Source organism: Erwinia aeris (assembly GCF_041224955.1).
Taxonomy (GTDB): Bacteria; Pseudomonadota; Gammaproteobacteria; order Enterobacterales; family Enterobacteriaceae; genus Erwinia; species Erwinia aeris.
On record NZ_JBGFFX010000007.1, the window covers coordinates 220,693 to 243,132 of the forward strand.

At 55.3% G+C, this 22,440-nt stretch carries 25 protein-coding genes; 8 read left to right on the forward strand and 17 right to left on the reverse strand.

What is annotated here, in order from left to right; genetic code table 11:
- Window positions 1–15: 15 nt before the first annotated feature.
- The 3 genes from AB6T85_RS13570 to AB6T85_RS13580 form a co-directional block, all read right to left on the reverse strand.
- Window positions 16–456 (reverse strand): lysozyme, encoded by a 441-nt coding sequence (locus AB6T85_RS13570; protein WP_369895837.1) that lies wholly within the window; start codon window positions 454–456, stop codon window positions 16–18.
- Window positions 440–790 (reverse strand): phage holin, lambda family, encoded by a 351-nt coding sequence (locus tag AB6T85_RS13575; protein WP_125289483.1) that lies wholly within the window; start codon window positions 788–790, stop codon window positions 440–442. The genes AB6T85_RS13570 and AB6T85_RS13575 overlap by 17 nt, the downstream gene beginning before the upstream one ends.
- A 979-nt stretch (window positions 791–1,769) precedes the next feature.
- Window positions 1,770–2,144, reverse strand: a complete 375-nt coding sequence (locus AB6T85_RS13580) for an antiterminator Q family protein (RefSeq protein WP_253459207.1) — start codon at window positions 2,142–2,144, stop codon at window positions 1,770–1,772.
- Between the two features lie 177 nt (window positions 2,145–2,321).
- Here AB6T85_RS13580 and AB6T85_RS13585 point away from each other — a divergent pair, with 177 nt between their 5' ends.
- Window positions 2,322–2,999 (forward strand): S24 family peptidase, encoded by a 678-nt coding sequence (locus tag AB6T85_RS13585; RefSeq protein ID WP_253459205.1) that lies wholly within the window; start codon window positions 2,322–2,324, stop codon window positions 2,997–2,999.
- A gap of 99 nt (window positions 3,000–3,098) precedes the next feature.
- The gene (locus AB6T85_RS13590; RefSeq protein WP_253459201.1) at window positions 3,099–3,356 is read left to right on the forward strand and encodes a YfhL family 4Fe-4S dicluster ferredoxin; all 258 of its coding nucleotides are present in this window, start codon (window positions 3,099–3,101) and stop codon (window positions 3,354–3,356) included.
- Window positions 3,357–3,414: 58 nt separating this feature from the next.
- Here the strand turns inward: AB6T85_RS13590 and acpS are convergent, their stop codons facing one another.
- From acpS to rpoE, 11 genes are all read right to left on the reverse strand, one after another.
- Window positions 3,415–3,795 carry a holo-ACP synthase gene (gene acpS, locus AB6T85_RS13595; protein ID WP_125289479.1) on the reverse strand — a complete coding sequence of 127 codons (381 nt, stop codon included), beginning with the start codon at window positions 3,793–3,795 and terminating at the stop codon, window positions 3,415–3,417.
- Entirely contained in the window at window positions 3,795–4,526 is a 732-nt protein-coding gene (gene pdxJ, locus AB6T85_RS13600; protein WP_301730840.1) for a pyridoxine 5'-phosphate synthase, read from the reverse strand. Before pdxJ ends, acpS begins: the two co-directional genes overlap by 1 nt.
- 71 nt (window positions 4,527–4,597) lie before the next feature.
- The gene (gene recO, locus AB6T85_RS13605; protein WP_253459192.1) at window positions 4,598–5,323 is read right to left on the reverse strand and encodes a DNA repair protein RecO; all 726 of its coding nucleotides are present in this window, start codon (window positions 5,321–5,323) and stop codon (window positions 4,598–4,600) included.
- 3 nt (window positions 5,324–5,326) lie between these two features.
- Window positions 5,327–6,232, reverse strand: a complete 906-nt coding sequence (era, locus tag AB6T85_RS13610) for a GTPase Era (RefSeq protein WP_253459188.1) — start codon at window positions 6,230–6,232, stop codon at window positions 5,327–5,329.
- Window positions 6,229–6,909 carry a ribonuclease III gene (gene rnc, locus AB6T85_RS13615; protein WP_125289475.1) on the reverse strand — a complete coding sequence of 227 codons (681 nt, stop codon included), beginning with the start codon at window positions 6,907–6,909 and terminating at the stop codon, window positions 6,229–6,231. Before rnc ends, era begins: the two co-directional genes overlap by 4 nt.
- Before the next feature lie 130 nt (window positions 6,910–7,039).
- Entirely contained in the window at window positions 7,040–7,999 is a 960-nt protein-coding gene (gene lepB / locus AB6T85_RS13620; RefSeq protein ID WP_369895840.1) for a signal peptidase I, read from the reverse strand.
- A gap of 25 nt (window positions 8,000–8,024) precedes the next feature.
- Entirely contained in the window at window positions 8,025–9,824 is a 1,800-nt protein-coding gene (gene lepA, locus AB6T85_RS13625) for a translation elongation factor 4 (RefSeq protein ID WP_369895841.1), read from the reverse strand.
- 265 nt (window positions 9,825–10,089) lie between these two features.
- Window positions 10,090–10,551, reverse strand: coding sequence for a SoxR-reducing system protein RseC (gene rseC / locus AB6T85_RS13630; RefSeq protein ID WP_301730842.1), 462 nt, complete (start codon window positions 10,549–10,551; stop codon window positions 10,090–10,092).
- Window positions 10,548–11,495 carry a sigma-E factor regulatory protein RseB gene (rseB, locus tag AB6T85_RS13635; protein ID WP_253459174.1) on the reverse strand — a complete coding sequence of 316 codons (948 nt, stop codon included), beginning with the start codon at window positions 11,493–11,495 and terminating at the stop codon, window positions 10,548–10,550. The genes rseC and rseB overlap by 4 nt, the downstream gene beginning before the upstream one ends.
- Window positions 11,495–12,136 (reverse strand): anti-sigma-E factor RseA, encoded by a 642-nt coding sequence (gene rseA, locus AB6T85_RS13640; RefSeq protein WP_301252659.1) that lies wholly within the window; start codon window positions 12,134–12,136, stop codon window positions 11,495–11,497. Before rseA ends, rseB begins: the two co-directional genes overlap by 1 nt.
- Window positions 12,137–12,166: 30 nt before the next feature.
- Window positions 12,167–12,742, reverse strand: a complete 576-nt coding sequence (gene rpoE, locus AB6T85_RS13645) for an RNA polymerase sigma factor RpoE (protein ID WP_125289469.1) — start codon at window positions 12,740–12,742, stop codon at window positions 12,167–12,169.
- Between the two features lie 361 nt (window positions 12,743–13,103).
- Here rpoE and nadB point away from each other — a divergent pair, with 361 nt between their 5' ends.
- Window positions 13,104–14,696 carry an L-aspartate oxidase gene (nadB, locus tag AB6T85_RS13650; RefSeq protein ID WP_369895842.1) on the forward strand — a complete coding sequence of 531 codons (1,593 nt, stop codon included), beginning with the start codon at window positions 13,104–13,106 and terminating at the stop codon, window positions 14,694–14,696.
- On the opposite strand, the gene trmN is transcribed toward nadB, so the two are convergent.
- Window positions 14,697–15,434, reverse strand: a complete 738-nt coding sequence (gene trmN, locus AB6T85_RS13655) for a tRNA(1)(Val) (adenine(37)-N(6))-methyltransferase TrmN (RefSeq protein ID WP_253459164.1) — start codon at window positions 15,432–15,434, stop codon at window positions 14,697–14,699. It abuts the gene before it with no gap.
- A 132-nt stretch (window positions 15,435–15,566) separates the two neighbouring features.
- Here trmN and srmB point away from each other — a divergent pair, with 132 nt between their 5' ends.
- Entirely contained in the window at window positions 15,567–16,898 is a 1,332-nt protein-coding gene (srmB, locus tag AB6T85_RS13660; RefSeq protein WP_253459161.1) for an ATP-dependent RNA helicase SrmB, read from the forward strand.
- A gap of 231 nt (window positions 16,899–17,129) precedes the next feature.
- Here srmB and grcA read toward each other — a convergent pair whose 3' ends face one another.
- Window positions 17,130–17,513, reverse strand: a complete 384-nt coding sequence (gene grcA / locus AB6T85_RS13665; RefSeq protein WP_253459159.1) for an autonomous glycyl radical cofactor GrcA — start codon at window positions 17,511–17,513, stop codon at window positions 17,130–17,132.
- A gap of 272 nt (window positions 17,514–17,785) precedes the next feature.
- On the opposite strand from grcA, the gene ung reads away from it, so the two are divergent.
- The gene (gene ung, locus AB6T85_RS13670; protein WP_253459156.1) at window positions 17,786–18,466 is read left to right on the forward strand and encodes a uracil-DNA glycosylase; all 681 of its coding nucleotides are present in this window, start codon (window positions 17,786–17,788) and stop codon (window positions 18,464–18,466) included.
- Window positions 18,467–18,530: 64 nt separating this feature from the next.
- On the opposite strand, the gene grpE is transcribed toward ung, so the two are convergent.
- Window positions 18,531–19,109 (reverse strand): nucleotide exchange factor GrpE, encoded by a 579-nt coding sequence (gene grpE, locus AB6T85_RS13675; protein WP_125289463.1) that lies wholly within the window; start codon window positions 19,107–19,109, stop codon window positions 18,531–18,533.
- Window positions 19,110–19,233: 124 nt separating this feature from the next.
- Between grpE and nadK the strand changes: the two genes are divergently transcribed.
- The 3 genes from nadK to bamE all read left to right on the forward strand — a co-directional run bounded on the left by nadK (window position 19,234) and on the right by bamE (window position 22,382).
- Entirely contained in the window at window positions 19,234–20,112 is an 879-nt protein-coding gene (gene nadK / locus AB6T85_RS13680) for an NAD(+) kinase (RefSeq protein WP_125289462.1), read from the forward strand.
- An 88-nt stretch (window positions 20,113–20,200) separates the two neighbouring features.
- Window positions 20,201–21,862: a DNA repair protein RecN gene (gene recN, locus AB6T85_RS13685; RefSeq protein WP_369895844.1), complete on the forward strand. Its 1,662-nt coding sequence runs from the start codon at window positions 20,201–20,203 to the stop codon at window positions 21,860–21,862.
- A 172-nt stretch (window positions 21,863–22,034) separates the two neighbouring features.
- The gene (gene bamE / locus AB6T85_RS13690) at window positions 22,035–22,382 is read left to right on the forward strand and encodes an outer membrane protein assembly factor BamE (protein ID WP_253459150.1); all 348 of its coding nucleotides are present in this window, start codon (window positions 22,035–22,037) and stop codon (window positions 22,380–22,382) included.
- Window positions 22,383–22,440 lie beyond the last annotated feature (58 nt).

A 22,440-nucleotide genomic window follows, 5' to 3' on the forward strand; every position in this document is an offset into this window, starting at 1 on the left:
TAAAAAAGGACGTTTTTATTTTTTCAGAAAAAGAGCGGCTTCTCTTTTTCTGCGTGGCAGCAGCACGTCAGATAACTGACCGGCCCTTTTCCATAACAGCATGGCTTCTGCGGCGCCCTCATAATCGCCTTGATTTAATTTCTTTAACAGCGTCGAACTATTAAAAGCGCTGACGCCAATATTGAATACCAGACTACATAAAGCATCGTACTGATTTTGCGTCAGACTGACGCTGACTTTTTCATTAATAAAATGCTCAACATGCGAAATATCCGCAAGCAGCAGCTTATTACTTTGCTCAGGCGTAATGACCATGCCGTCCGCTATCGTTTTACTGGCAACCAGGCCCGTATGCCCGACGCCGATAGTTAATATGCCGCGGCTATCCCGATAGGCCGTAAGTTTTTCACCTTCTTCCTGCTTGATAAAGCTGATACCGTCAGGGCTGATTTCCATCTGGCTCTCCCGTTCTTTTGTTGATCCAGCGCTTTAACTTTTCGCTGATATAGTCATTACCCACGTAGCCAATATAAACGGCAAAAACCTGGGCGGCGGCCTCGGGCATATTCCAGTTCAGCAGCGCGCCAATTACCTGCAGCGTCGGCGCCGCAAAGAAAGCCAGGGCGCTGCACGACACCGCGTCAAGCACACGCTTGCTCCAGGGGGTTCGGGCACAAGCGCTGCGCAGCAGGGAAAACATGGCGGCGATGCCGGCATAGCCCCATTCTGTTTTATGGCTGTAAAGCCAGAGTCCGACACTGGCCCAAAAGCCTGGCTCCTGAGGAAACATGCTTTATATCTGGCCTCCTGTATCATTACGGCGCAGGGAAAGCTTGCTCCCTACATCGTTTTTTGAGATGTATTTTAAAGTTTTTTTGATCGTTTGATTATTTATATGCTGCCAGATTATTGCGGACTATTCGTTACGAAAACCTTTCCCTTTTTTATTACTTGCCGTCGGTCACTTATCCATACTGCTACATTACGGCGTCTATTTCGTAACGAAAACCATTTTCTTTAATATCTTTTGCAGCCGGTTGTTTATATTCATGATGCTATATTACCGCGGGAAATTCGTTACGAAAACCTTTCCTTTTTCATTTCTCCCTGCCTGTCACTAATCCATACTGCTACATTAAGGGGTTTATTTCGTAACGAAAACCCTTTTTTTTATTATCTTTTACAGCCGGTTTTTTTATATCCATGATGCTATATTACTGCGGGGAACTCGTTACGAAAACCTTTCCTTTTTTATTTCGCCCTGTCTGTCACTAATCCATGCTGCTACATTAAGGGCTTTATTTCGTAACGAAAACCCTTTGCTTTAATATCTTTTGCAGCCGGTTGTTTTTATCCATGATGCTATATTACTGCGGGGAACTCGTTACGAAGAACTTTTCCTTTTTCATCCCTCCCTGCCTGTCACTAATCCATGCTGCTACATTAAGGGGTTTATTTCGTAACGAAAACCCCTTAGTGCTAATTTTTTTATTTAATAACTCAGGAAAGTTTGAGGCATAAAAAATGCACTCCTGCCTGCCAATAAGGCAGACAACGGAGTGCATATAGAAAACATTCTCTTTGTGGTTCGCAATCGTTAAAGAACCATGTTGCTACTTTACGCGTATAAAATCGTTACGAAAAGCCCTGATCAATATTATTTTTGCTATGTATGCAAATTGCGTAACAACGTAGACTTGCCTTACGACATCTGGTCATAATTAAATTATTCTTTGCTTTTATATTTTTATATTCGTAACGAAGAAATTTTATATCCAGGCATCCATTTCCAGCTCCGCATCGCTCATAATTATACAGGCATCAATAAAGGTTTCAGCTATCATCAGCTGGTTCCTTACTTTGCCTTCCGAGCATTTCTTTTTCCGGGCAATGGCGGATTTGGAAATATTATAGAGGTAGTGCAGGATAATCAGCTCGACCTCGTCCGTACGCCCGACCTTGTGCAATTTGGCGATAGCCGCATCGACAATCAGCCCGTCGCTGTCGCTACAGGAGAGTCGGCTTCTCCGCTCATCCGGCAGCAGCCCTTTAAAGCCCGCCGCAACCGGCGACCAGTCAAGCTGCGTGCCCTCTGCCACAGCCCAACCGCCCCAACGTTCCAGTACTTTTTGTATATTACGCATCAACCGACCTCCTTTTCTTACCTGACTCTTTTGTGGCCTGCCCGATCGGGCAGGATGACTGTGGCGATGAATTATACTAAACTGCATTATCTGATGAAGCATAATCGCCTTAACAACACCTATTCTAATGCAAAAACGCATAATTGCAACGTTAGCGCGCAATAACAGGAAGATAAAATGATCTTTGATTTGGATGTATTCAACAGTAACATCAAGCACTTGATGGAAAGAGAGGGCATCGGCAGCGTGACGGAGCTTTCTAAAAAGGTCAGGCTACAGCAGTCCACCCTGCACCGGCTGCTGACGGGAGAAGTGAAAGACCCAAAGTACACCACGCTGAAGTCTCTGGCGGATTATTTTCACGTTTCGCCCATCGATCTGATCGAGCGCGACTTACAGGCATCGGCTGCACAACATGCGCCGGGCGTGACAGGCGAGCTTCACTCGCTGGTGCTGCATAAGGTGCCGGTTCTGGGCAATACTCAACTTGGCCACAGCGGCTACTGGAGCGATATGCAATATCCTGTTGGCAATGGTGACGGGTTTCTACGCTGGCCTTCCTGCGATCGCGACGTCTACGCGCTGAAATGCGTGGGGGATTCGATGATGCCAAGGATCAAAGAGGGTGAGTTTGTGATCGTGGAGCCGAATCAGAATTTTCATCCGGGCGATGAGGTGCTGGTGGTCACCAGCAGCGGCGAGGTGATGGTGAAAACCTTCCTGTTTAAACGCGACGGCTTTTACCATCTGCTGCCGGTTAATGAGGATCACGCCCCGATCCGCCTGCCGGTTGAAGAGGTTACGCAGATGCAGTATGTCGCCGGCATTGCGAAATCTTCGCTCTGGCATCCCTGAGCAACAACGGCTGGCTAACGACCCGAAGACAGGCCGTGGGAAACGGTCGTTCAGTGTGGTAAATTACGCCCCTTCTTCCGTTAAGGGTATTCGCTGAACATGGCTTTACTGATCACTAAACGCTGCATCAATTGCGATATGTGCGAGCCGGAGTGCCCGAACCAGGCGATTTCCATGGGCGAAAGCATTTACGAGATCGATGTGAACCGCTGTACAGAGTGCGTGGGTCATTACGACACGCCAACCTGTCAGCAGGTTTGCCCTATTGATAATACGATTATCAGCGATCCGGAATGTGTGGAAAGCAGCGACAGGCTGTGGGAAAAGTTTGTGCTCCTGCATCACGTCGCCTCCTGAACGGGCGACCTCTGAGGCGCGCAGCGGTCGGACTGGCGATGCAACCAGCCCGACCGAATTAGCTTTCGATAATCACCGTAGCGCAGGCGTAGTGACGCTCGTCCGCCAGCGTGACATGAACGTGTGCGACGCCCAGCTTTTGCGCCACTTCCGCCGCCTGCTGAAAGAAACGCAGCCCCGGCTTGCCCAGCTCGTCGTTGTAAACCTCAAACTGGTTAAAAGCCAGGCCGCCGCGTATGCCGGTACCAAACGCTTTAGCCGCAGCCTCTTTTACCGCGAACCGTTTGGCAAGAAAGCGCACCGGCTGCTGATGCGCCTGATACTGCGCCCATTCGTTTTCGCTCAGCACGCGTTTCGCCAGCCTGTCGCCAGAGCGGGAAATCACGCCTTCGATACGGTCGATTTCCACGATATCCGTGCCCAGCCCCAGAATAGCCATTAGCGACGCGCTTCCCGCATCAGCGCCTTCATCTCGCTTACCGCATCGGCAAGCCCGCTCATCACCGCGCGGCCGATAATAGCGTGTCCGATATTCAGCTCATGCATCTGCGGCAGCGCGGCGATCGGCTGCACGTTATGATAGGTCAGCCCGTGGCCCGCATTCACCTTCAGGCCTTTGTCGTGCGCATAGGCCGCCGCATCTTTAATACGACGGAACTCCGCGTCGCGTACCGCGCCCTCTTCCGCTTCCGCATAGGCGCCGGTATGAATTTCGATATAGGGCGCGCCGGAGGCCATGGCGGCATCAATCTGCCGATGGTCGGGATCGATAAACAGCGAAACCTGAATGCCCGCCTCTTTCAGGCGCGAAACGGCAAAGGTGATTTTTTCCTGCTGGCCCGCCACGTCCAGGCCGCCTTCGGTGGTGACTTCTTCGCGCTTTTCCGGCACCAGACAGCAGAAATGGGGTTTGATCTCGCAGGCGATGTCGACCATTTCATCGGTCACGGCCATTTCGAGGTTCATGCGCGTCTGAATGGTCTGACGAAGAATTCTGACGTCACGATCGGTGATGTGGCGACGATCTTCGCGCAGATGGACGGTGATGCCGTCCGCGCCGGCCTGCTCGGAAACAAAAGCAGCCTGTACCGGATCGGGATAATGCGTGCCGCGAGCGTTGCGCACGGTGGCGATGTGGTCGATATTGACGCCTAACAGGAGTTCAGCCATAACAAACCTCAGAATAATGTACGAGGGCTACAGTGTACGTCCGCGCCGTTCCCCGGTACAGCCAGGCGACTTTACTCGGGCGCGTCCGCGCGTTTTTTCGGCACGAACTGTCGAAAAAGCTCCTGGCTCTTCAGGGGTTTTCCGCCCAGATAGGGCTTGAGCGCCATGCGGGTGAAACGCTTGGCGGCCCTGAGCGTCTCGCTATCCGGAAAGCTGCGTTCATAAAGTGCCCGCAGCTCGCGTCCGGTAAAGCTTTTATGGCTTTTCACCAGGCTGGCGATAAAGCCTTTTTCCTCGCGATAGATATAGGTCATATCATCCGTAACCTCTTCGCCGCTGCCCGCGCAGTGCAAGAAATCGACGCCGTAGCCAAGATGGCCCAGCATCGCCAGCTCGAAGCGGCGCAGCGCCGGTTCCGGCGAGCCGACGCCCGCAGCCAGCGCCTGCACACAGTGCAGATAGTCGAAAAAAAGCTCGGTAAAGGCGGTTTCCTGCTCCAGCACGCGAGCTATCAGCTCATTAACGTACAGGCCGCAGTAGAGGGAAATACCGGTCAGAGGAAGGGCAAGAGAGATGGGTTCGGCGCCGCGCAGGGTTTTCACCTCGCCGCGCCCGCCCCAGCGCACCAGCAGCGGCGTAAAAGGCTGTAATGCGCCTTTCAGGCTGGAACGCTTGCCGCGCGCGCCTTTGGCCAGGACGCGCACGCGGCCGTAGTTTTCCGAAAAGAGATCGAGCATCAGGCTGGTTTCGCTGTAGGGACGTCCGTGCAGGACAAATGCGCGTTGCCAGCCTTCCATCAATTACAGATCGTCTACGTAACCCAGGCTACGCAGCGCACGTTCGTCGTCTGCCCAACCGGATTTAACCTTCACCCACAGCTCCAGGTGGACTTTGGCTTCAAACATTTCTTCCATGTCTTTGCGCGCTTCAATACCGATGGTTTTGATCTTCGCGCCTTTGTTGCCGATGACCATTTTCTTCTGGCCTTCACGCTCGACCAGGATCAGGCCGTGGATATCATAGCCGCCGCGATCGTTGGTCACAAACTGCTCGATTTCCACCGTCACCGAATAAGGCAGCTCGGCGCCCAGGAAGCGCATCAGCTTTTCACGGATCATCTCGGAGGCCATAAAGCGCTGCGAGCGATCGGTGATGTACTCTTCCGGGAAGTGATGTTCCGCTTCCGGCAGGCGCTTGCGCACGATGCTGGCGATGGTATCAACGTTTTTACCGGTTTCGGCAGAGATCGGCACCACGTCCATAAAATTCATCTGCTGGCTCAGGAACTGCATATGCGGCAGCAGAATGGTTTTATCGGTAACGTTGTCGACCTTGTTGATCGCCAGCAGCACCGGCACCTTGTTCTCTTTCAGCTTGTTCAGCACCATTTCGTCATCGGCCGTCCAGCGCGTGCCTTCCACAACGAAGATCACCAGCTCGACGTCGCCGATTGAGCTGCTGGCCGCACGGTTCATCAGGCGGTTGATCGCCCGCTTCTCTTCCATATGCAGGCCCGGCGTATCGACGTAGATCGCCTGATAGCCGTCTTCCGTATGGATGCCCATAATGCGATGGCGCGTGGTTTGCGGTTTACGCGAGGTAATGGAAACCTTCTGCCCCAGTAACTGGTTCAGCAGCGTGGATTTTCCAACGTTCGGGCGGCCTACGATAGCAATAAAGCCGCAATGGGTGGTTTGTTCGCTCATTCAAGTCCCAGCTTAATCAGCGCCTGTTCGGCCGCTGCCTGCTCAGCTTTGCGACGACTGGAGCCGGTTCCCACAACCGGATCCGTCATGCCGCTTACCTGGCAGTGGATAGTAAATTCCTGGTCATGCGCTTCGCCACGCACCTGCACCACCAGATAGGAGGGCAGCGGCAGATGACGACCCTGCAGATACTCCTGCAGACGCGTTTTTGGATCTTTCTGTTTGTCGCCCGGGCTAATCTGATCGAGACGGCTGGCGTACCAGTCGAGGATCAGCTGTTCTACCGTCTGGATATTACTGTCCAGGAACACGCCGCCAATCAGCGCTTCTACGGTATCGGCCAGGATCGACTCGCGACGATAGCCGCCGCTTTTCAGTTCGCCTGGCCCCAGACGCAGGCATTCGCCTAAATCGAATTCCCGGGCCATTTCCGCCAGCGTATTGCCCCGCACCAGCGTGGCGCGCATCCGGCTCATATCGCCTTCGTCCACGCGTGGAAAACGGTGATAGAGCGCGTTGGCAATCACGTAACTGAGGATGGAGTCGCCCAGAAACTCCAGTCTTTCATTGTGTTTACTGCTGGCGCTGCGATGGGTCAACGCCTGCTGCAACAGTTCCTGATGGGTAAAAGTGTAGCCCAACTTCCGCTGGAGCCTGTTAATTACGATGGGATTCATGCGTTACCAATATCTTAATGCGAAAATTTTCCTGCACAGGGAACAGGGCTGGACACGCCAACACGAGACTGTTTCGTGTGCAGTGGCTCCCCAAGGGAAGCCACCCTTTTGCAGCGGCGCCTGCGCGCCGTCAGTGAATACCGCCAATACGGCTCAGGCGAACGCCGGTTGGCCATTGCCCTTCCTGCTTTTCAAAGCTCATCCAGATAGCGGTGGCTTTGCCGACCAGATTTCTTTCCGGCACGAAGCCCCAGTAGCGGCTGTCGGCGCTGTTGTCGCGGTTATCGCCCATCATGAAATACATGCCGGCGGGCACGACCCACGTGGACTGCGGCTGGCCCGGCTGCTGATAGTAAGAGCTTGCCTGGCTTTGCGCCTGGGTCACCAGCAGAATGCGGTGCGTGACGTCGCCCAGCGTTTCGTTACGCGTAGCGAGACGCAGACCGCCGCGGATGGTTTCACCCTTCGGCTTCTGCCAGAAACCGTTGCCGGTTTCGTTGCCGTCAAAGCCGCTGAAGGTCTGGATAAAATCGCTTGGCTCAACGTCGGAATAGGTGATCGGCAGCGCCGTATCGCAGGTTTTTTCTGGCGCGCAGGCCGGATTCACCGTCACGGTTTTGCTCTGCGGATCGTAGCTGACGCGGTCGCCAGGCAGCCCTACCACGCGTTTAATATAATCCATGCTTGGATCTTTCGGGTACTTAAACACCGCGATATCGCCGCGCTTAGGGTGCCCGGTTGGGATCAGCGTGGTCTGCGTGATCGGATCTTTAATCCCATAGGCAAATTTCTCTACCAGGATAAAGTCGCCAATCAGCAGCGTCGGCATCATCGACCCTGACGGGATCTGGAAAGGCTCATAGATAAAAGAGCGCACCACAAACACCAGCAGCAGTACCGGGAAAACGGACGCGGCCGTCTCTATCCAGCCCGGCTGCCCGGTTTTTTTCTCGCCCACATTGTCTGCTGAAGCCTCCGCAAGCGCCTGGCTGGCCCTGCGGGCCGGCGCCCACTTGTATCTGTCCACGCACCAGATAATACCGGTTACGAGCGTTGCTATCGCCAGTATCAGGGCGAACATATTAGCCATTCCAGTTCCCTCGTCGTCTTAGGCTTTACTTACTCTCTTTACCCACATGCAGAATGGCCAGGAAGGCTTCCTGAGGCAGTTCGACGTTGCCGACCTGCTTCATGCGCTTCTTACCGTCTTTCTGCTTCTGCAGCAGCTTTTTCTTACGGCTGACGTCGCCGCCGTAGCACTTCGCCAGCACGTTTTTACGCAGCTGTTTAACGGTAGAACGGGCAATAATGTGGTTGCCGATGGCCGCCTGGATCGCGATGTCAAACTGCTGACGCGGGATCAGATCTTTCATCTTCTCCACCAGCTCGCGGCCACGGTATGGCGCATTATCGTTGTGGGTGATCAGCGCCAGCGCGTCAATGCGCTCGGAGTTAATCAACACATCAACGCGTACCATGTTGGAAGCCTGGAAGCGTTTGAAGTTGTAATCCAGCGACGCGTAGCCACGGGAGGTGGATTTCAGACGGTCGAAGAAGTCCAGCACCACTTCCGCCATCGGGATGTCATAGGTCAGCGCCACCTGGTTACCGTGGTAAACCATGTTGGTCTGCACGCCGCGCTTCTCGATACACAGCGTGATGACGTTGCCCAGGTATTCCTGCGGCAGCAGCATATGACACTCGGCGATCGGCTCGCGCAGCTCTTCGATATTGTTCAGCGGCGGCAGTTTGCCCGGGCTGTCAACGTAGACGGTGTCGCCTGAGGTGGTCAGAACTTCATACACTACCGTCGGCGCCGTGGTGATCAGTTCGAGATCGTATTCACGCTCCAGACGCTCCTGAATGATCTCCATATGCAGCAGACCCAGGAAGCCGCAGCGGAAGCCGAAGCCCAGCGCGGTAGAGCTTTCCGGCTCGTAGAACAGCGAGGCGTCGTTAAGGCTCAGCTTGCCCAGCGCGTCGCGGAAAGCTTCATAGTCGTCAGAACTGATTGGGAACAGGCCCGCATAGACCTGCGGCTTCACTTTCTTAAAGCCAGGCAGCGCTTTTTCCGCCGGGTTGCGCGCCAGCGTCAGCGTATCGCCTACCGGCGCGCCCAGGATGTCCTTGATGGCGCAAACCAGCCAGCCTACTTCGCCGCAATTCAGCGCATCGCGATCGACGCGCTTCGGGGTAAAGATACCCAGACGGTCAGCGTTATACGTCTGCCCGGTACTCATTACCTTGATTTTTTCGCCCTTGCGCAGCGTGCCGTTTTTGATACGCACCAGCGAGACAACGCCCAGATAGTTATCGAACCAGGAGTCGATAATCAGCGCCTGCAACGGGCCTTCCGGATCGCCTTCCGGCGGCGGGATATCGCGCACCAGACGTTCCAGCACGTCAGGCACGCCAACGCCGGTCTTGGCCGAACAGCGCACGGCGTCGGTAGCATCGATACCGACGATATCCTCGATTTCCTGCGAGACGCGATCGGGATCGGCGGCCGGCAGGTCAATCTTGTTCAGTACCGGTACCACTTCCAGATCCATTTCCATCGCGGTGTAGCAGTTGGCCAGCGTCTGCGCTTCCACACCCTGACCGGCGTCCACCACCAGCAGCGCGCCTTCACAGGCCGCCAGCGAGCGGGAAACCTCATAGGAGAAGTCAACGTGACCCGGCGTGTCGATAAAATTGAGCTGGTAAGTTTCACCGTCAGGAGCGTGGTAGTCGAGCGTTACGCTCTGTGCCTTGATGGTAATGCCGCGCTCGCGCTCCAGATCCATAGAATCCAGTACCTGAGCCGCCATTTCGCGTTCGGTGAGACCACCGCAGATCTGAATCAAACGGTCAGAGAGCGTCGATTTGCCGTGGTCGATATGAGCGATGACAGAAAAGTTTCTTATATGCTTCATTTATATGAATTTTTTCGCTTAAACGTTCGGTTTAGTTCTTGCGGTGGACAGAGCCGTAGAGACCGACTGCAATGTACCCGCCATCAATGAGCACGCATCTTACACTGTTAGCCCCCGCCACGAAAGAATTCACATGCATAGCGTATGATTTCCCTGCGGGCCGCGCGTCTACTGCTTTAATCGTGACCGCAGCGCGACGGGACACGCGCCGGAACGCAGGATAGCGATAAGGGATAAAAGTGCCGACGGCCTGCCGGATTAAGCGTTATTCGGTTTCAACGCGCAGCGCATCCGGCGGAAGCGCCACGCTCAGAATCACCGGATGAAAAGAGGCGGATTTCCCCAAATAGCCGGAAATGCCCTTAGCGATGATAAACCCGCCGATGCCGCCAAGCAGCGCACCCGCAGCGGCAGCCACATCGCTGTGAAACAGCATCTGAAACAGCCCGGCCACGATAAACAGGCCCAGCAGCGGCGTCATATAAACCAGCAGCGCCGAGCTGAGCAGGCTCTTCTCTTCAATGCCCAGTTCAATACGCTGCCCCGGCGCCAGCGGCTCCGCGCTGGCGATTTTCATCACGTGCGCGTTCTTTGGCCCAAGCTTGTTCAGCATGTGGCTGCCGCAGCCTTTACGGGCGGAGCAGCTGCTGCAGGAAGTTTTCATTTCTGAATGCAGCGTCGCCACACCGTTGTGCCAGGAGACCACCGTGGCCCATTCTCTCATCATTTTGCGCTACCTATGCTGTCAGCGATACGCTTGGCGGTTGAAGGAGGAAGCTCGCCAACCACCGTGATCTCTTTATTATTGCGTATTTCCGTATGCACCGTACGTCGTCCCGTGCGCAATTGTTGCGACACGCTGTTTTTGTCCGCCGCACTGACGTTGATCGAGAAGCTGAACAGCCCGTCAGAATAGAGGCGCGACTCAACCGGCTTGTTCAGCGAAGGGATCTGCCTGCGGCTCTGCGTAACCTCTTTCATGCCGTTCGGCAACCACGACGGCCGCCATGCGAAGGTGGCTTTATCGCTGGCCGGCACCGAAAGCGACGGCGGCAGGCTGGCTTTATCCAGCCCCTGCATCATTTTTCTGACGCCGTCATCCACCGCAAAGCTGACCACGCGATATTGCTCCAGCGTTTCGCCGTCCCGATCGAGCAGATCGACCCTTAACGGCAGCCGGGTATCGCTGTCCAGCCAGACAATATAGCTATAGCGAGTGCCGTCGCGCGCCACGATGCGGATCACTTCGCACAGCTGATCGGCGATACGCGTCCGCCCTACCGGTACAAAATCGTAATATTCGGAAAGCTTTTGGAAATCGGCGAACACCAGCGACGGCAGCGAATCAACAATATGTTTACCGGGCAGAGTAAAAGGCTCCAGACCTGGTTCAAAATAGCTGATCTCGTTACCGCGTTGAACGATCTCGCGGCGCGGCCCATCCATATGCAGCAGCTGTGCATAGGTCTTGCTGTCCAGAACGGCATGGCGAAAACGCAGCGACTCAATGCCCAGCCGCGAGACGTTGATATAGGCGAGTTCGTAATTGAGGGACTGGCTGGCCTGCTCCATCTGTTGCAACAGCGCCCCGGACGTGGTTTGCGCCGGGGCGAAGGAGGAATAAAACAGGCTGCCAGCCATAAGGCTGACGGCGCACCAAAGCTGCTTCATTACTGCTGCTGAATTCCTAACGACTGGTTACCCGGCACCTGAACAGCTGCCTGCTGGGCAGGCGTCTGCTCGAACTGCAGGCTTTCTGAATGCAGACGGCGCTGCAGTTCGTAATCCTGCAGCATCGCGTTAACGCGACGACGCTGATCCTGCACCTGCTGTGGCGCACTGCTGTTGGTTTCCGCCGGCACGCCCAGACTGACCGGCGACGCCTGGCCCATCATCGGCAGCGTATTGAATACCGGCGACTCTGACTGCGACTGCCCTTCAGCAGGCTGGTTATAGTGCTGCACGCCCACGATCACCGCCAGCGACACGCACGCCGCCACGCCGACCTGGGTAAGCTGCGCGGCCCATGGACGCACTTTGTGCCAGAACGGCAGCTTGTCATAGCTCTGCGGTTCGGGCTGCGCCTCTGGTATCGCTCTCTTCAACGGCAGCGGTTCTTTTTCGATAGCCGCCGCGACTTTCGCCGCGATATCGAAATGCATTACCGGCGCAACGTCGCCACGCAGGGTATCGCGGATAAGATGATGGCTTTCCCACTGTTTTTGCAGCACAGCGTCTTCAGACAATGCGGACAAAACTTCATTATCTAAAGTTTCACCATCCATTAAAGCGGAAAGTTGTTCTTTCTGCATGCCTCAGTACCCTTCCTGTGTCCGCTATCGCTAGCGTTGGATAAGTGGTTGAATTTTATTGTCGATGGCTTCACGCGCCCGGAAAATACGGGAACGAACCGTGCCCACCGGACACGCCATGATGGCGGCTATCTCTTCATAGCTCAGCCCATCCAGTTCCCGAAGCGTGATCGCCATACGGAGATCTTCGGGCAGCGTCTCAATGGTACGGAAAACCATCTGCCTTAATTCTTCCGACAACATTAAGTTCTCAGGGTTCGATATTTCTTTCAGCGCGCCAGCGCTTTCAAAGTTTTCCGCATCAATAGCGTCTACATCGCTGGCGGGCGGCCGACGTCCCTGAGCAACCAGGTAATTTTTGGCCGTATTGACGGCTATCCGATAGAGCCAGGTATAAAAAGCGCTATCCCCGCGAAACGACTCCAGCGCGCGATAGGCTTTAATAAATGATTCCTGCACTACGTCAGGCACATCTCCAGAGGGCACGTAGCGGGAAACCAGGCTCGCCACTTTATGCTGATAGCGCACTACCAGTAAATTGAATGACCGCTGATCTCCCTTCTGCACTCGCTCTACGAGAGCCTGATCCGTTAACTGCTCGCTCATCCGAGGTAATGTCTCCCCAAATCTTTTTCCACGCGTATTTGAACTACCCGTAACTCATAATTTTCGAGCAAGCATCCGCTTAGAGTAATGGTCATGAGTAAAGTTCCGTTGCGCCGTTATATTTGTGGTGTCATGTGCATCATCGCCGCAGAGTACTCTAAGAAAGCCGCTTTTTCATCTTTAAATCTTGCAGGTTCATCATAATAAACCGGCCCGGCGGGATGTACAGGAAGGCCGCCATTTTTCAGGCCAGTCCGAACGGTCTGGGGCACTGTTTTTTGCGCTGTACAGAAAAAAACCTTTTTTGCTTCTGCGAACGGCGCTATGCTCAGCAAACAACCTGTTTAGTAAATTAAACACTATGACTCTGGCATCCGATTACAGTTGTGACGTGTTAATTATTGGCAGCGGTGCGGCAGGCCTGTCGCTGGCGCTGCGTCTGGCCGACCAGCAGCGGGTAACCGTATTAAGCAAGGGGCCGATCAACGAAGGCTCGACGTTGTATGCCCAGGGCGGGATAGCGGCCGTTTTCGATGAAACCGACAGCGTTGCCTCACATGTGGAAGATACGCTGATTGCGGGTGACGGCCTCTGCGATCGGGAGGCAGTGTCCTTTATCGCCAGTAATGCCCGCCACTGTGTGCAGTGGCTAATCGATAACGGCATGATATTTGATAAAGCGGACACGGACAGCAGCTATCATCTGACGCGTGAAGGCGGCCACAGCCATCGCCGTATCCTGCACAGCGCCGACGCCACCGGCCGCGCGGTAGAAACCACGCTGGTCAGCCAGGCACTCAGCCATCCCGGCATTACCATCCTTGAGCGCAGCAACGCGGTGGATTTGATCGTCTCAGATAAAATCGGCCTGCCGGGCGAGCGCCGCGTCGTGGGCGCCTGGATCTGGAACCGCAAACGCGAAAAGGTGGAAACCTGCCGCGCCCGGGCGGTAGTGCTGGCGACCGGCGGCGCCGCCAAAGTTTACCAGTACACCACCAATCCCGATGTGGCCTCTGGCGACGGCATCGCCATGGCCTGGCGCGCGGGCTGTCGCGTGGCTAACCTGGAGTTTAATCAGTTTCACCCGACCTGCCTGTACCATCCCGAGGCGAGAAACTTTTTGCTGACCGAAGCGCTGCGGGGCGAAGGCGCGCTGCTGAAACGACCCGACGGCACGCGCTTTATGCCTGACTTCGACGAGCGCGCAGAGCTGGCGCCAAGGGATATCGTCGCCCGCGCCATCGATCATGAGATGAAACGGCTGGGCGCGGACTGCATGTATCTGGATATCAGCCATAAACCGCCGGAATTTGTCAGGGCGCACTTCCCGACCATTGCCGAAAAGCTGAAGACGCTGGGTTTCGATCTGACCAAGGAGCCGATCCCGATTGTCCCGGCGGCGCACTATACCTGCGGCGGCGTGATGGTGGATCACTATGGCCGCACCGATTTGAACGGCCTGTATGCCATAGGCGAAGTCAGCTATACCGGGCTGCACGGCGCCAATCGTCTTGCTTCTAACTCGTTGCTGGAATGCCTGGTTTACGGCTGGTCGGCGGCAGAGAATATCGCCACCTGGCTTCAGCGCGTTGGGCCGGTAGATAATTTGCCCGCGTGGGACGAAAGCCGCGTGGACGACTCGGACGAGCAGGTCATCCTTCAGCATAACTGGCATGAGCTGCGGCTTTTTATGTGGGACTACGTGGGGATAGTGCGCACCACCCGACGGCTGGAAAGAGCGCTGCGCCGGATCAACCTGCTTCAACAGGAAATTGATGAGTATTACGCCAACTTCCGTATTTCCAATAATCTGCTGGAGCTGCGTAACCTGGTGCAGGTGGCGGAACTGATGGTGCGCTGCGCCATGGCAAGAAAAGAGAGTCGCGGCCTGCACTATACGCTGGATTATCCCCAGCGGCTGGCGGAAGCCAGGCCGACCATCCTGACGCCCTGATTAACGGAAAAGATAAAAGTCGCGGGTCAGGCTGCAATGCGCTTCTGAATAACGCTGATCCGGCCCGCGTATCGTCATTCTGTCCTGAAAAAGCTCGCCCGATTCAGGCGACAGCGCCAACAGCACGCGGTTAGGCGGCCGGTTATCATTGTCGGCAACGTCGGTACGAAAACGCAGATGCCAGCCGCGCTGTAGCGCCAGTGCCACCAGCCGATCGCCTGCCGCTGTCGGCAGCACCACGCAAAAGAAACCGTCTTCGGTGATCAGCTCTTCGGCGCAGGCCAGCAGAACATCATGTGTCAGATCGGTAGTAGAGCGCGCCGAGGCACGTGCCGGCGTGGCGCATTCGCTGCCCGGTACAAAATAGGGCGGATTGCTGACAATCAGCGAGTAGCGGCGCTCGCACCGTTTTGTCCAGTGGCGAATATCGTCCTGATGGATGCGGATACGCCCGGCCCAGGGAGATGCCGCCGCGTTTTCCTGCGCCTGTCGCGCGGCCTGCTCATCCAGCTCAACCGCTTCCACGCAGACGTTTTCACCGGTACGCTGCGCCAGCATCAGCGCAATCAGGCCGCTGCCCGTGCCAATATCCAGCACGGCGGTAGCTTCCGCCACCGGCGCCCAGGCACCCAGCAGCACGCCGTCGGTGCCGACCTTCATGGCGCAGCGATCGTGCGCGATAAAAAATTGTTTAAAGGTAAAGCCGTTAGGGCGTAATACCGCTTTTTGTTGTGACATTTAAGCGACCTGAAAGGGAAACGGCGCTAGCATAGGACAATTAAGATGCAAGGAAAAGTCATTCATTCCACACAAAGAGATGAAGATCGCGCGCAATCTGTCTATAATCAGCGCCCCAAACTGAGGTAGACCATGACTGTAACCACTTTTTCCGAACTCGAACTTGATGAAAGCCTGCTGGACGCCCTGCAGGAAAAGGGCTTCACGCGCCCCACGGCAATCCAGGCCGCTGCGATCCCGCCTGCACTGGAGGGTCGCGACGTTCTGGGTTCGGCACCAACAGGTACAGGCAAAACCGCGGCTTACCTGCTGCCTGCGCTCCAGCATCTGCTGGACTTCCCGCGCAAAAAATCCGGCCCGCCGCGCATTCTGATCCTGACACCGACTCGCGAACTGGCGATGCAGGTGGCCGATCAGGCTCGCGAGCTGGCGAAAAACACGCATCTGGATATCGCGACCATCACCGGCGGCGTGGCTTATATGAACCATGCGGAAGTGTTCAGCGAAAACCAGGACGTGGTAGTCGCTACCACCGGTCGTCTGCTGCAATACATCAAAGAAGAGAACTTTGACTGTCGTGCGGTAGAGACGCTGATCCTGGATGAAGCCGACCGTATGCTGGATATGGGCTTCGCGCAGGATATCGAAACTATCGCGGCGGAAACCCGCTGGCGTAAACAGACGCTGCTTTTTTCCGCCACGCTGGAAGGCGAAGCGATTAAAGATTTCTCCGAGCGCCTGCTTAACGAGCCGGTCGAGATTGAAGCCGATCCCGCCCGCCGCGAGCGTAAGAAGATCCTGCAATGGTATTACCGCGCCGATGACGTTAAGCATAAAACCGCCCTGCTGCTTCACCTGCTGAAACAGCCGGAAGTCACCCGTTCGGTGATCTTCGTGCGCAAGCGCGAGCGTGTGCATGAGCTGTGCGGCTGGCTGCGCGACGCCGGTATCAACTCCAGCTATCTGGAAGGTGAACTGGAGCAGTTCAAGCGTAACGAAGCGATTAAGCGTGTCGTCGATGGCCGTGTCAACGTGCTGGTGGCTACCGACGTCGCGGCGCGCGGCATCGATATTGACGATGTCAGTCACGTCTTTAACTTCGATCTGCCGCGCACGGCGGATACCTATCTGCACCGCATCGGTCGTACCGGCCGCGCGGGCAAAAAAGGCACTGCGATTTCGCTGGTGGAAGCGCATGACTTTTTACTGCTGGGTAAAATCAGCCGCTACGTCAACGAGCCGCTGAAGGCCCGCACCATCGATGAGCTGCGTCCAACCACGCGCGCGCCAAGCGAAAAGCTGAACGGCAAGCCGTCGAAGAAAGTGCTGGCGAAGCGTAAAGAGCAGAAAGAGAAGAAAGATAGCGAAGAGAAGCCGCGCGTGAAGAAACGCCATCGCGATGCCAAAAACGTTGGCAAGCGTCGCAAGCCGAGCTCTGCGCCAAAAACCGACAGCGCTGAATAAATACGCTGTCCAACAAAAAACCGCCCTCGTCAGGGCGGTTTTTTTACATCTTTTATTTTATTTATTACTGTTTAACCTGATTTTCTGCCTGAAATACTGATTTCTGCCATGCAGCTGCGCGGCCCTTTCCTTGTTTTTAAATTACATCTTATATTTCAATAAACTAAGATAATATTTCCCTGATGTTATTTTCAGCGCCCGCCTTATTATCCTCAGGCAGCCGTCTTTCTCTTACAGGCTTGCAGTAAAGGTACGAGCAATCACATCGCGCTGCTGTTCAGGCGTTAACGCGTTGAAACGCACGGCGTAGCCTGACACGCGGATCGTCAGCTGCGGATATTTTTCCGGATGTTTGACGGCATCTTCCAGCGTTTCACGGCGCAGCACGTTAACGTTCAGGTGCTGACCCCCCTCTACGCGTACCTGCGGCTGGATATCCAGCGGTACGTCGCGGTATTCAAACTGGCCGAAATCGCTTACCGGTACAATTTGATCTTCTTTATAGCTGTCCTTGGCGCAGATGCAGCGAGCCTCTTCTTTTTCATTATCGAGTAGCCAGAAAGAGTTAACTAGCGCTGGATTAGTTGCTTTGGTGATTTGGATTCCGGAAATCATTGTTGCCTCCCAGGCGGTTGGTGGCTGATGAAATATCAGCAGAGAAAATTGATCTGTATCCGACCTATATAACAGCCTGGAAACCAGGCAGCTTTGACCGAAATCAAAAAGTGAGCGTCCTTTACTGTGCACATATCGTCAACTTTATGATTTATCTCAACTTTACCGCACCGCTCTTTCCTGTTTTTTTTGTATTTTTAAACTTTATTTTAAGTTTGTGTCGGTAGCGATCCGCGCTAAGCTACACCCTGATTACCCTAAAGGAGGCGGACATGGTCAATACGCTGACCTGGCACGATGTGCTGGCAGAGGAAAAAGAGAAACCTTACTTCATCGAGACGTTATCGATGGTGGCTAAAGAACGTGCGGCCGGAAAAACCGTTTATCCGCCGCAAAAGGACGTGTTCAATGCTTTTCGCCTGACGGAGCTGGGCGATGTCAAAGTGGTGATCCTCGGTCAGGATCCATATCACGGCCCTAATCAGGCGCATGGCCTTGCCTTCTCGGTGCTGCCCGGCGTGGCCGTGCCGCCGTCGCTGGTGAATATGTATAAGGAACTGGTCACCGATATTCCGGGCTTCCAGCGTCCCAATCATGGTTTTCTGGAAAGCTGGGCGCGTCAGGGCGTGCTGCTGTTGAATACGGTCTTAACCGTGGAGGCGGGACAGGCGCATTCACATGCCCGTTTCGGCTGGGAAACCTTTACCGACCGCGTGATTGCCGTCATTAACGAGCATCGCGAGAACGTGGTGTTTTTGCTATGGGGATCGCACGCGCAGAAAAAAGGCAGCATTATCGATCGCCAGCGCCATCATGTTTTACAGGCGCCCCACCCTTCTCCGCTTTCGGCCCATCGCGGCTTCTTTGGCTGCGGACACTTTTCCAAAACCAATGAATGGCTGGAACAGCACGGTGAGCAGCCGATAGACTGGACGCCGGTTCTGCCAGACTAGCTTCTCTGGCTGCGGCTGCGGACACAAAAAAAGCACCCGAAGGTGCTTTTTTTCGTTATAGCTATCAGCCTTTGGCTTTCGCTACCGCAACCATTGCCGGGCGCAGCAGGCGACCGTTCAGCGTGTAGCCGCGCTGCATGACCATCAGCACGTGATTCGGCGCCACGTCTTCGGATTCAATCATCGACATCGCCTGATGGATTTCCGGGTTAAACGGCACGTTGACGTCGCCAACCACTTCCACGCCGAACTTACGCACGGCGCCAAGCAGGGATTTCAGCGTCAGATCGATACCCTCGATCATCGCGGTCAGCTCGCTGTTCTCTTTGTCGGCCAGTTCCAGCGCGCGCTCCAGGCTGTCGATAACCGGCAGCAGCTCGTTGGCGAATTTTTCCAGCGCAAATTTATGCGCTTTTTCCACATCCAGTTCGGTGCGGCGACGAATATTTTCGATTTCGGCCTGAGCACGCAGCTGCGCTTCACGAACGCCACCCTGCGCCTGTGCCAGCTGGGCTTCCAGCTCGGCAATGCGCTCATCACGCGGATCCACGCCTTCTGCTGTCTCCGCGTCCTGGGTTGCCTGTTCCATCTCGATATCGTCTGAGACTTGCTCGTTTGGTGTGTTCTGTTCTTTACTACTCATGAATTTCTCCGCGTTTGTGCACATTCATCTCGCTGGTTCGCTTATTATGGGGATCAGAATTGCGGTTTCAAGGGAACCCGTTACATTGTCTGAGGTAGTTTACCTCATGAGGAACACCAGCATCATGAACAACCATTTTAACTGCATCGGTATTGTGGGCCATCCGCGCCATCCTACCGCGCTGACCACTCACGAAATGCTCTGTCGCTGGCTTACGGCGAAGGGCTATCAGGTGATCATCGAAGAGCAGATAGCCCGCGAGCTGAATCTGGCCGACGTCGAAACCGGCTCGCTGTCAGAAATCGGGCAAAAGGCCGATCTGGCGGTGGTGGTAGGCGGCGATGGCAATATGCTGGGCGCGGCGCGGGTGCTGGCTCGCTACGATATCAAGGTCATTGGCATCAACCGCGGCAACCTGGGTTTCCTGACCGACCTCGATCCTGATAACGCGCAGCAGCAGCTGGCCGACGTGCTGGAAGGCAAGTACATTACGGAAAGCCGCTTTTTGCTGGAGGCGCGGGTTTGCCGCCAGGGCCGCGAGCCGCGCGTCGGTACGGCAATTAACGAAGTGGTGCTGCACCCCGGCAAGGTCGCGCATATGATTGAGTTTGAAGTGTATATCGATGAGACCTTCGCTTTTTCGCAGCGTTCCGACGGCCTGATTATCTCTACGCCGACCGGGTCGACCGCCTATTCGCTTTCCGCTGGCGGCCCTATCCTGACGCCCTCGCTGGATGCGATTGCTATTGTGCCTATGTTCCCGCATACGCTTTCGGCCAGGCCGCTGGTAATCAACAGCAACAGTACGATTCGGCTGCGCTTTTCCCATATGCGCAGCGACCTGGAAGTCAGCTGCGACAGTCAGATCGCGCTGCCTATCCAGGAAGGCGAAGACGTACTGATCCGCCGTAATGACGATCACCTGAATCTTATTCATCCGCAAAATTACAACTATTTCAATACGTTAAGCTCAAAACTTGGCTGGTCGAAAAAATTGTTTTAAAATCCGTTGCCAGCTACTTTACTGGTTATAGAACCAGTATATACTGTATGAAAAACCATATCTGTGTTTTCATACAGGAACGCTTTCTATGCTGGCACAACTGACCATCAGTAATTTTGCGATTGTTCGTGAACTTGAAATCGATTTTCAGCGTGGCATGACCGCAATCACCGGCGAAACCGGCGCGGGTAAATCTATTGCTATCGATGCGCTCGGCCTCTGCCTGGGCGGTCGCGCTGAAGCCGATATGGTGCGTCAGGGCGCAAATCGCGCCGACCTCTGTGCCCGCTTCTCCCTGAAAGATACCCCTTCTGCCCTCGCCTGGCTGGTGGAGAACCAGCTGGACGAAGGCAGCGAATGCCTGCTGCGCCGCGTAATCAGCAGCGACGGCCGCTCTCGCGGCTTTATCAACGGCACCTCCGTTCCGCTTTCCCAGCTGCGCGATCTGGGCCAGCTGCTGATTCAGATCCACGGTCAACACGCCCATCAGCTGCTGCTGAAGCCAGAACATCAGAAAACGCTGCTGGATGGCTACGCGGGCGAGAACGGCCTGATGCAGGAAGTGGCGCAGAGCTATCGCCAGTGGAACCAGAGCTGTCGCGTGCTGGCGCAGCATCAGCAGCTGTCGCAGGAGCGTGAAGCCCGTCGCGAGCTGTTGCAGTATCAGCTCAAAGAGCTGAACGAGTTTGCGCCGGTTGCAGGCGAATATGAAGCCATCGACGAAGAGTACAAGCGTCTGGCGAACAGCGGTCAGCTGCTGTCCACCAGCCAGCAGGCGTTAATGCTGCTGGCCGACGGTGAACATACTACGTTGCAGAACCAGCTTTATACCGCGCAGCAGCTGTTGAGCGAACTGGTGGCGATGGATGATAAACTCAACGGCGTTTGCGTCATGCTGGACGAGGCGGCCATTCAGATCAGCGAGGCCAGTGACGAACTGCGTCATTACTGCGAACGTTTAGATCTCGACCCTAACCGTCTTTACGAGCTGGAGCAGCGTCTGTCGCGCTATATCTCGCTGTCGCGCAAGCATCGCATCTCTGCGGACGAGCTGGCTGGCTATCATCAGCAGCTGCTGGAAGAGCAGACCCAGCTCGATCAGCAGGAAAGCAATCAGGAAGAGCTGGCGCTGGCCGTGGCAAAGCATCACAAAACCGCCGTGGAATGCGCCGAGCGTCTGCATGAGCGCCGTTTGCACTATGCGCAGGAGCTGAGCCAGCTGATTGGCGAAAGTATGCACGCGCTGTCAATGCCGCACGGCCGCCTGGCTATTGAAGTCCAGTTCAACCCGGACCATCTGACCGCAGAAGGCGCAGATCGTATCGAGTTCCGCGTGACCACGAACCCAGGGCAGCCGCTGCAGCCGCTGTCTAAAGTCGCCTCCGGCGGCGAGCTGTCGCGTATCGCGCTGGCGATTCAGGTGATTACCGCGCGTAAGATGGATACCCCAGCCTTGATTTTCGATGAGGTGGATGTGGGTATCAGCGGCCCAACCGCTGCGGTCGTCGGTAAAATGCTGCGCCAGCTGGGCGAATCCACCCAGGTCATGTGCGTAACCCACCTTCCGCAGGTGGCGGGCTGTGGTAATCACCATTTCTTTGTCAGCAAGGAAACGGACGGCGAGATGACCGAAACGCATATGCAGCCGCTGGACAAGCGCGCGCGTCTGCAGGAACTGGCGCGTTTGCTGGGCGGCAGCGAGGTAACGCGCAACACATTGGCTAACGCAAAAGAGCTTTTGGCGGCCTGAAACGGCACTTTTTTGGCATCCGGCGGTCATAACCTTGCTTCGTAGAGGTTTCCAACTGCGGAAAGGTTTATTATCATCGGCTTCTGACGCTGTGATCGAAGCGATAAACCGATACAGAATATAAAATAGCCTGATGCCCAAGGTGTTGGCCCGAAAAGGAATAAAGATACTTATGCGCTGTAAAACGCTGACTGCTGCGGCGGTGGTTCTGCTGATGACGACCGCCGGATGTTCCACTCTGGAGCGAGTGGTTTACCGGCCGGACATCAACCAGGGCAACTACCTGGTTGCGAATGACGTCTCTAAAATCCATACCGGCATGACCCAACAGCAGGTGGCCTACACCCTGGGCACGCCGATGATGCACGATCCTTTCGGCAGCAACGTCTGGTATTACGTTTTCCGTCAGGAGCCGGGCCATCAACCTGTGACCCAGCAGACGCTGACGCTGACCTTTGACAGCAATGGCGTATTGACCAATATCGATAACAAGCCTCAGCTGTCGTCCAATAAGCGCTAAGGCAGAGGCTGACCAACCTGTCGGCCCGACTGCGGTCGTGTAGATTGGGAATGCGACG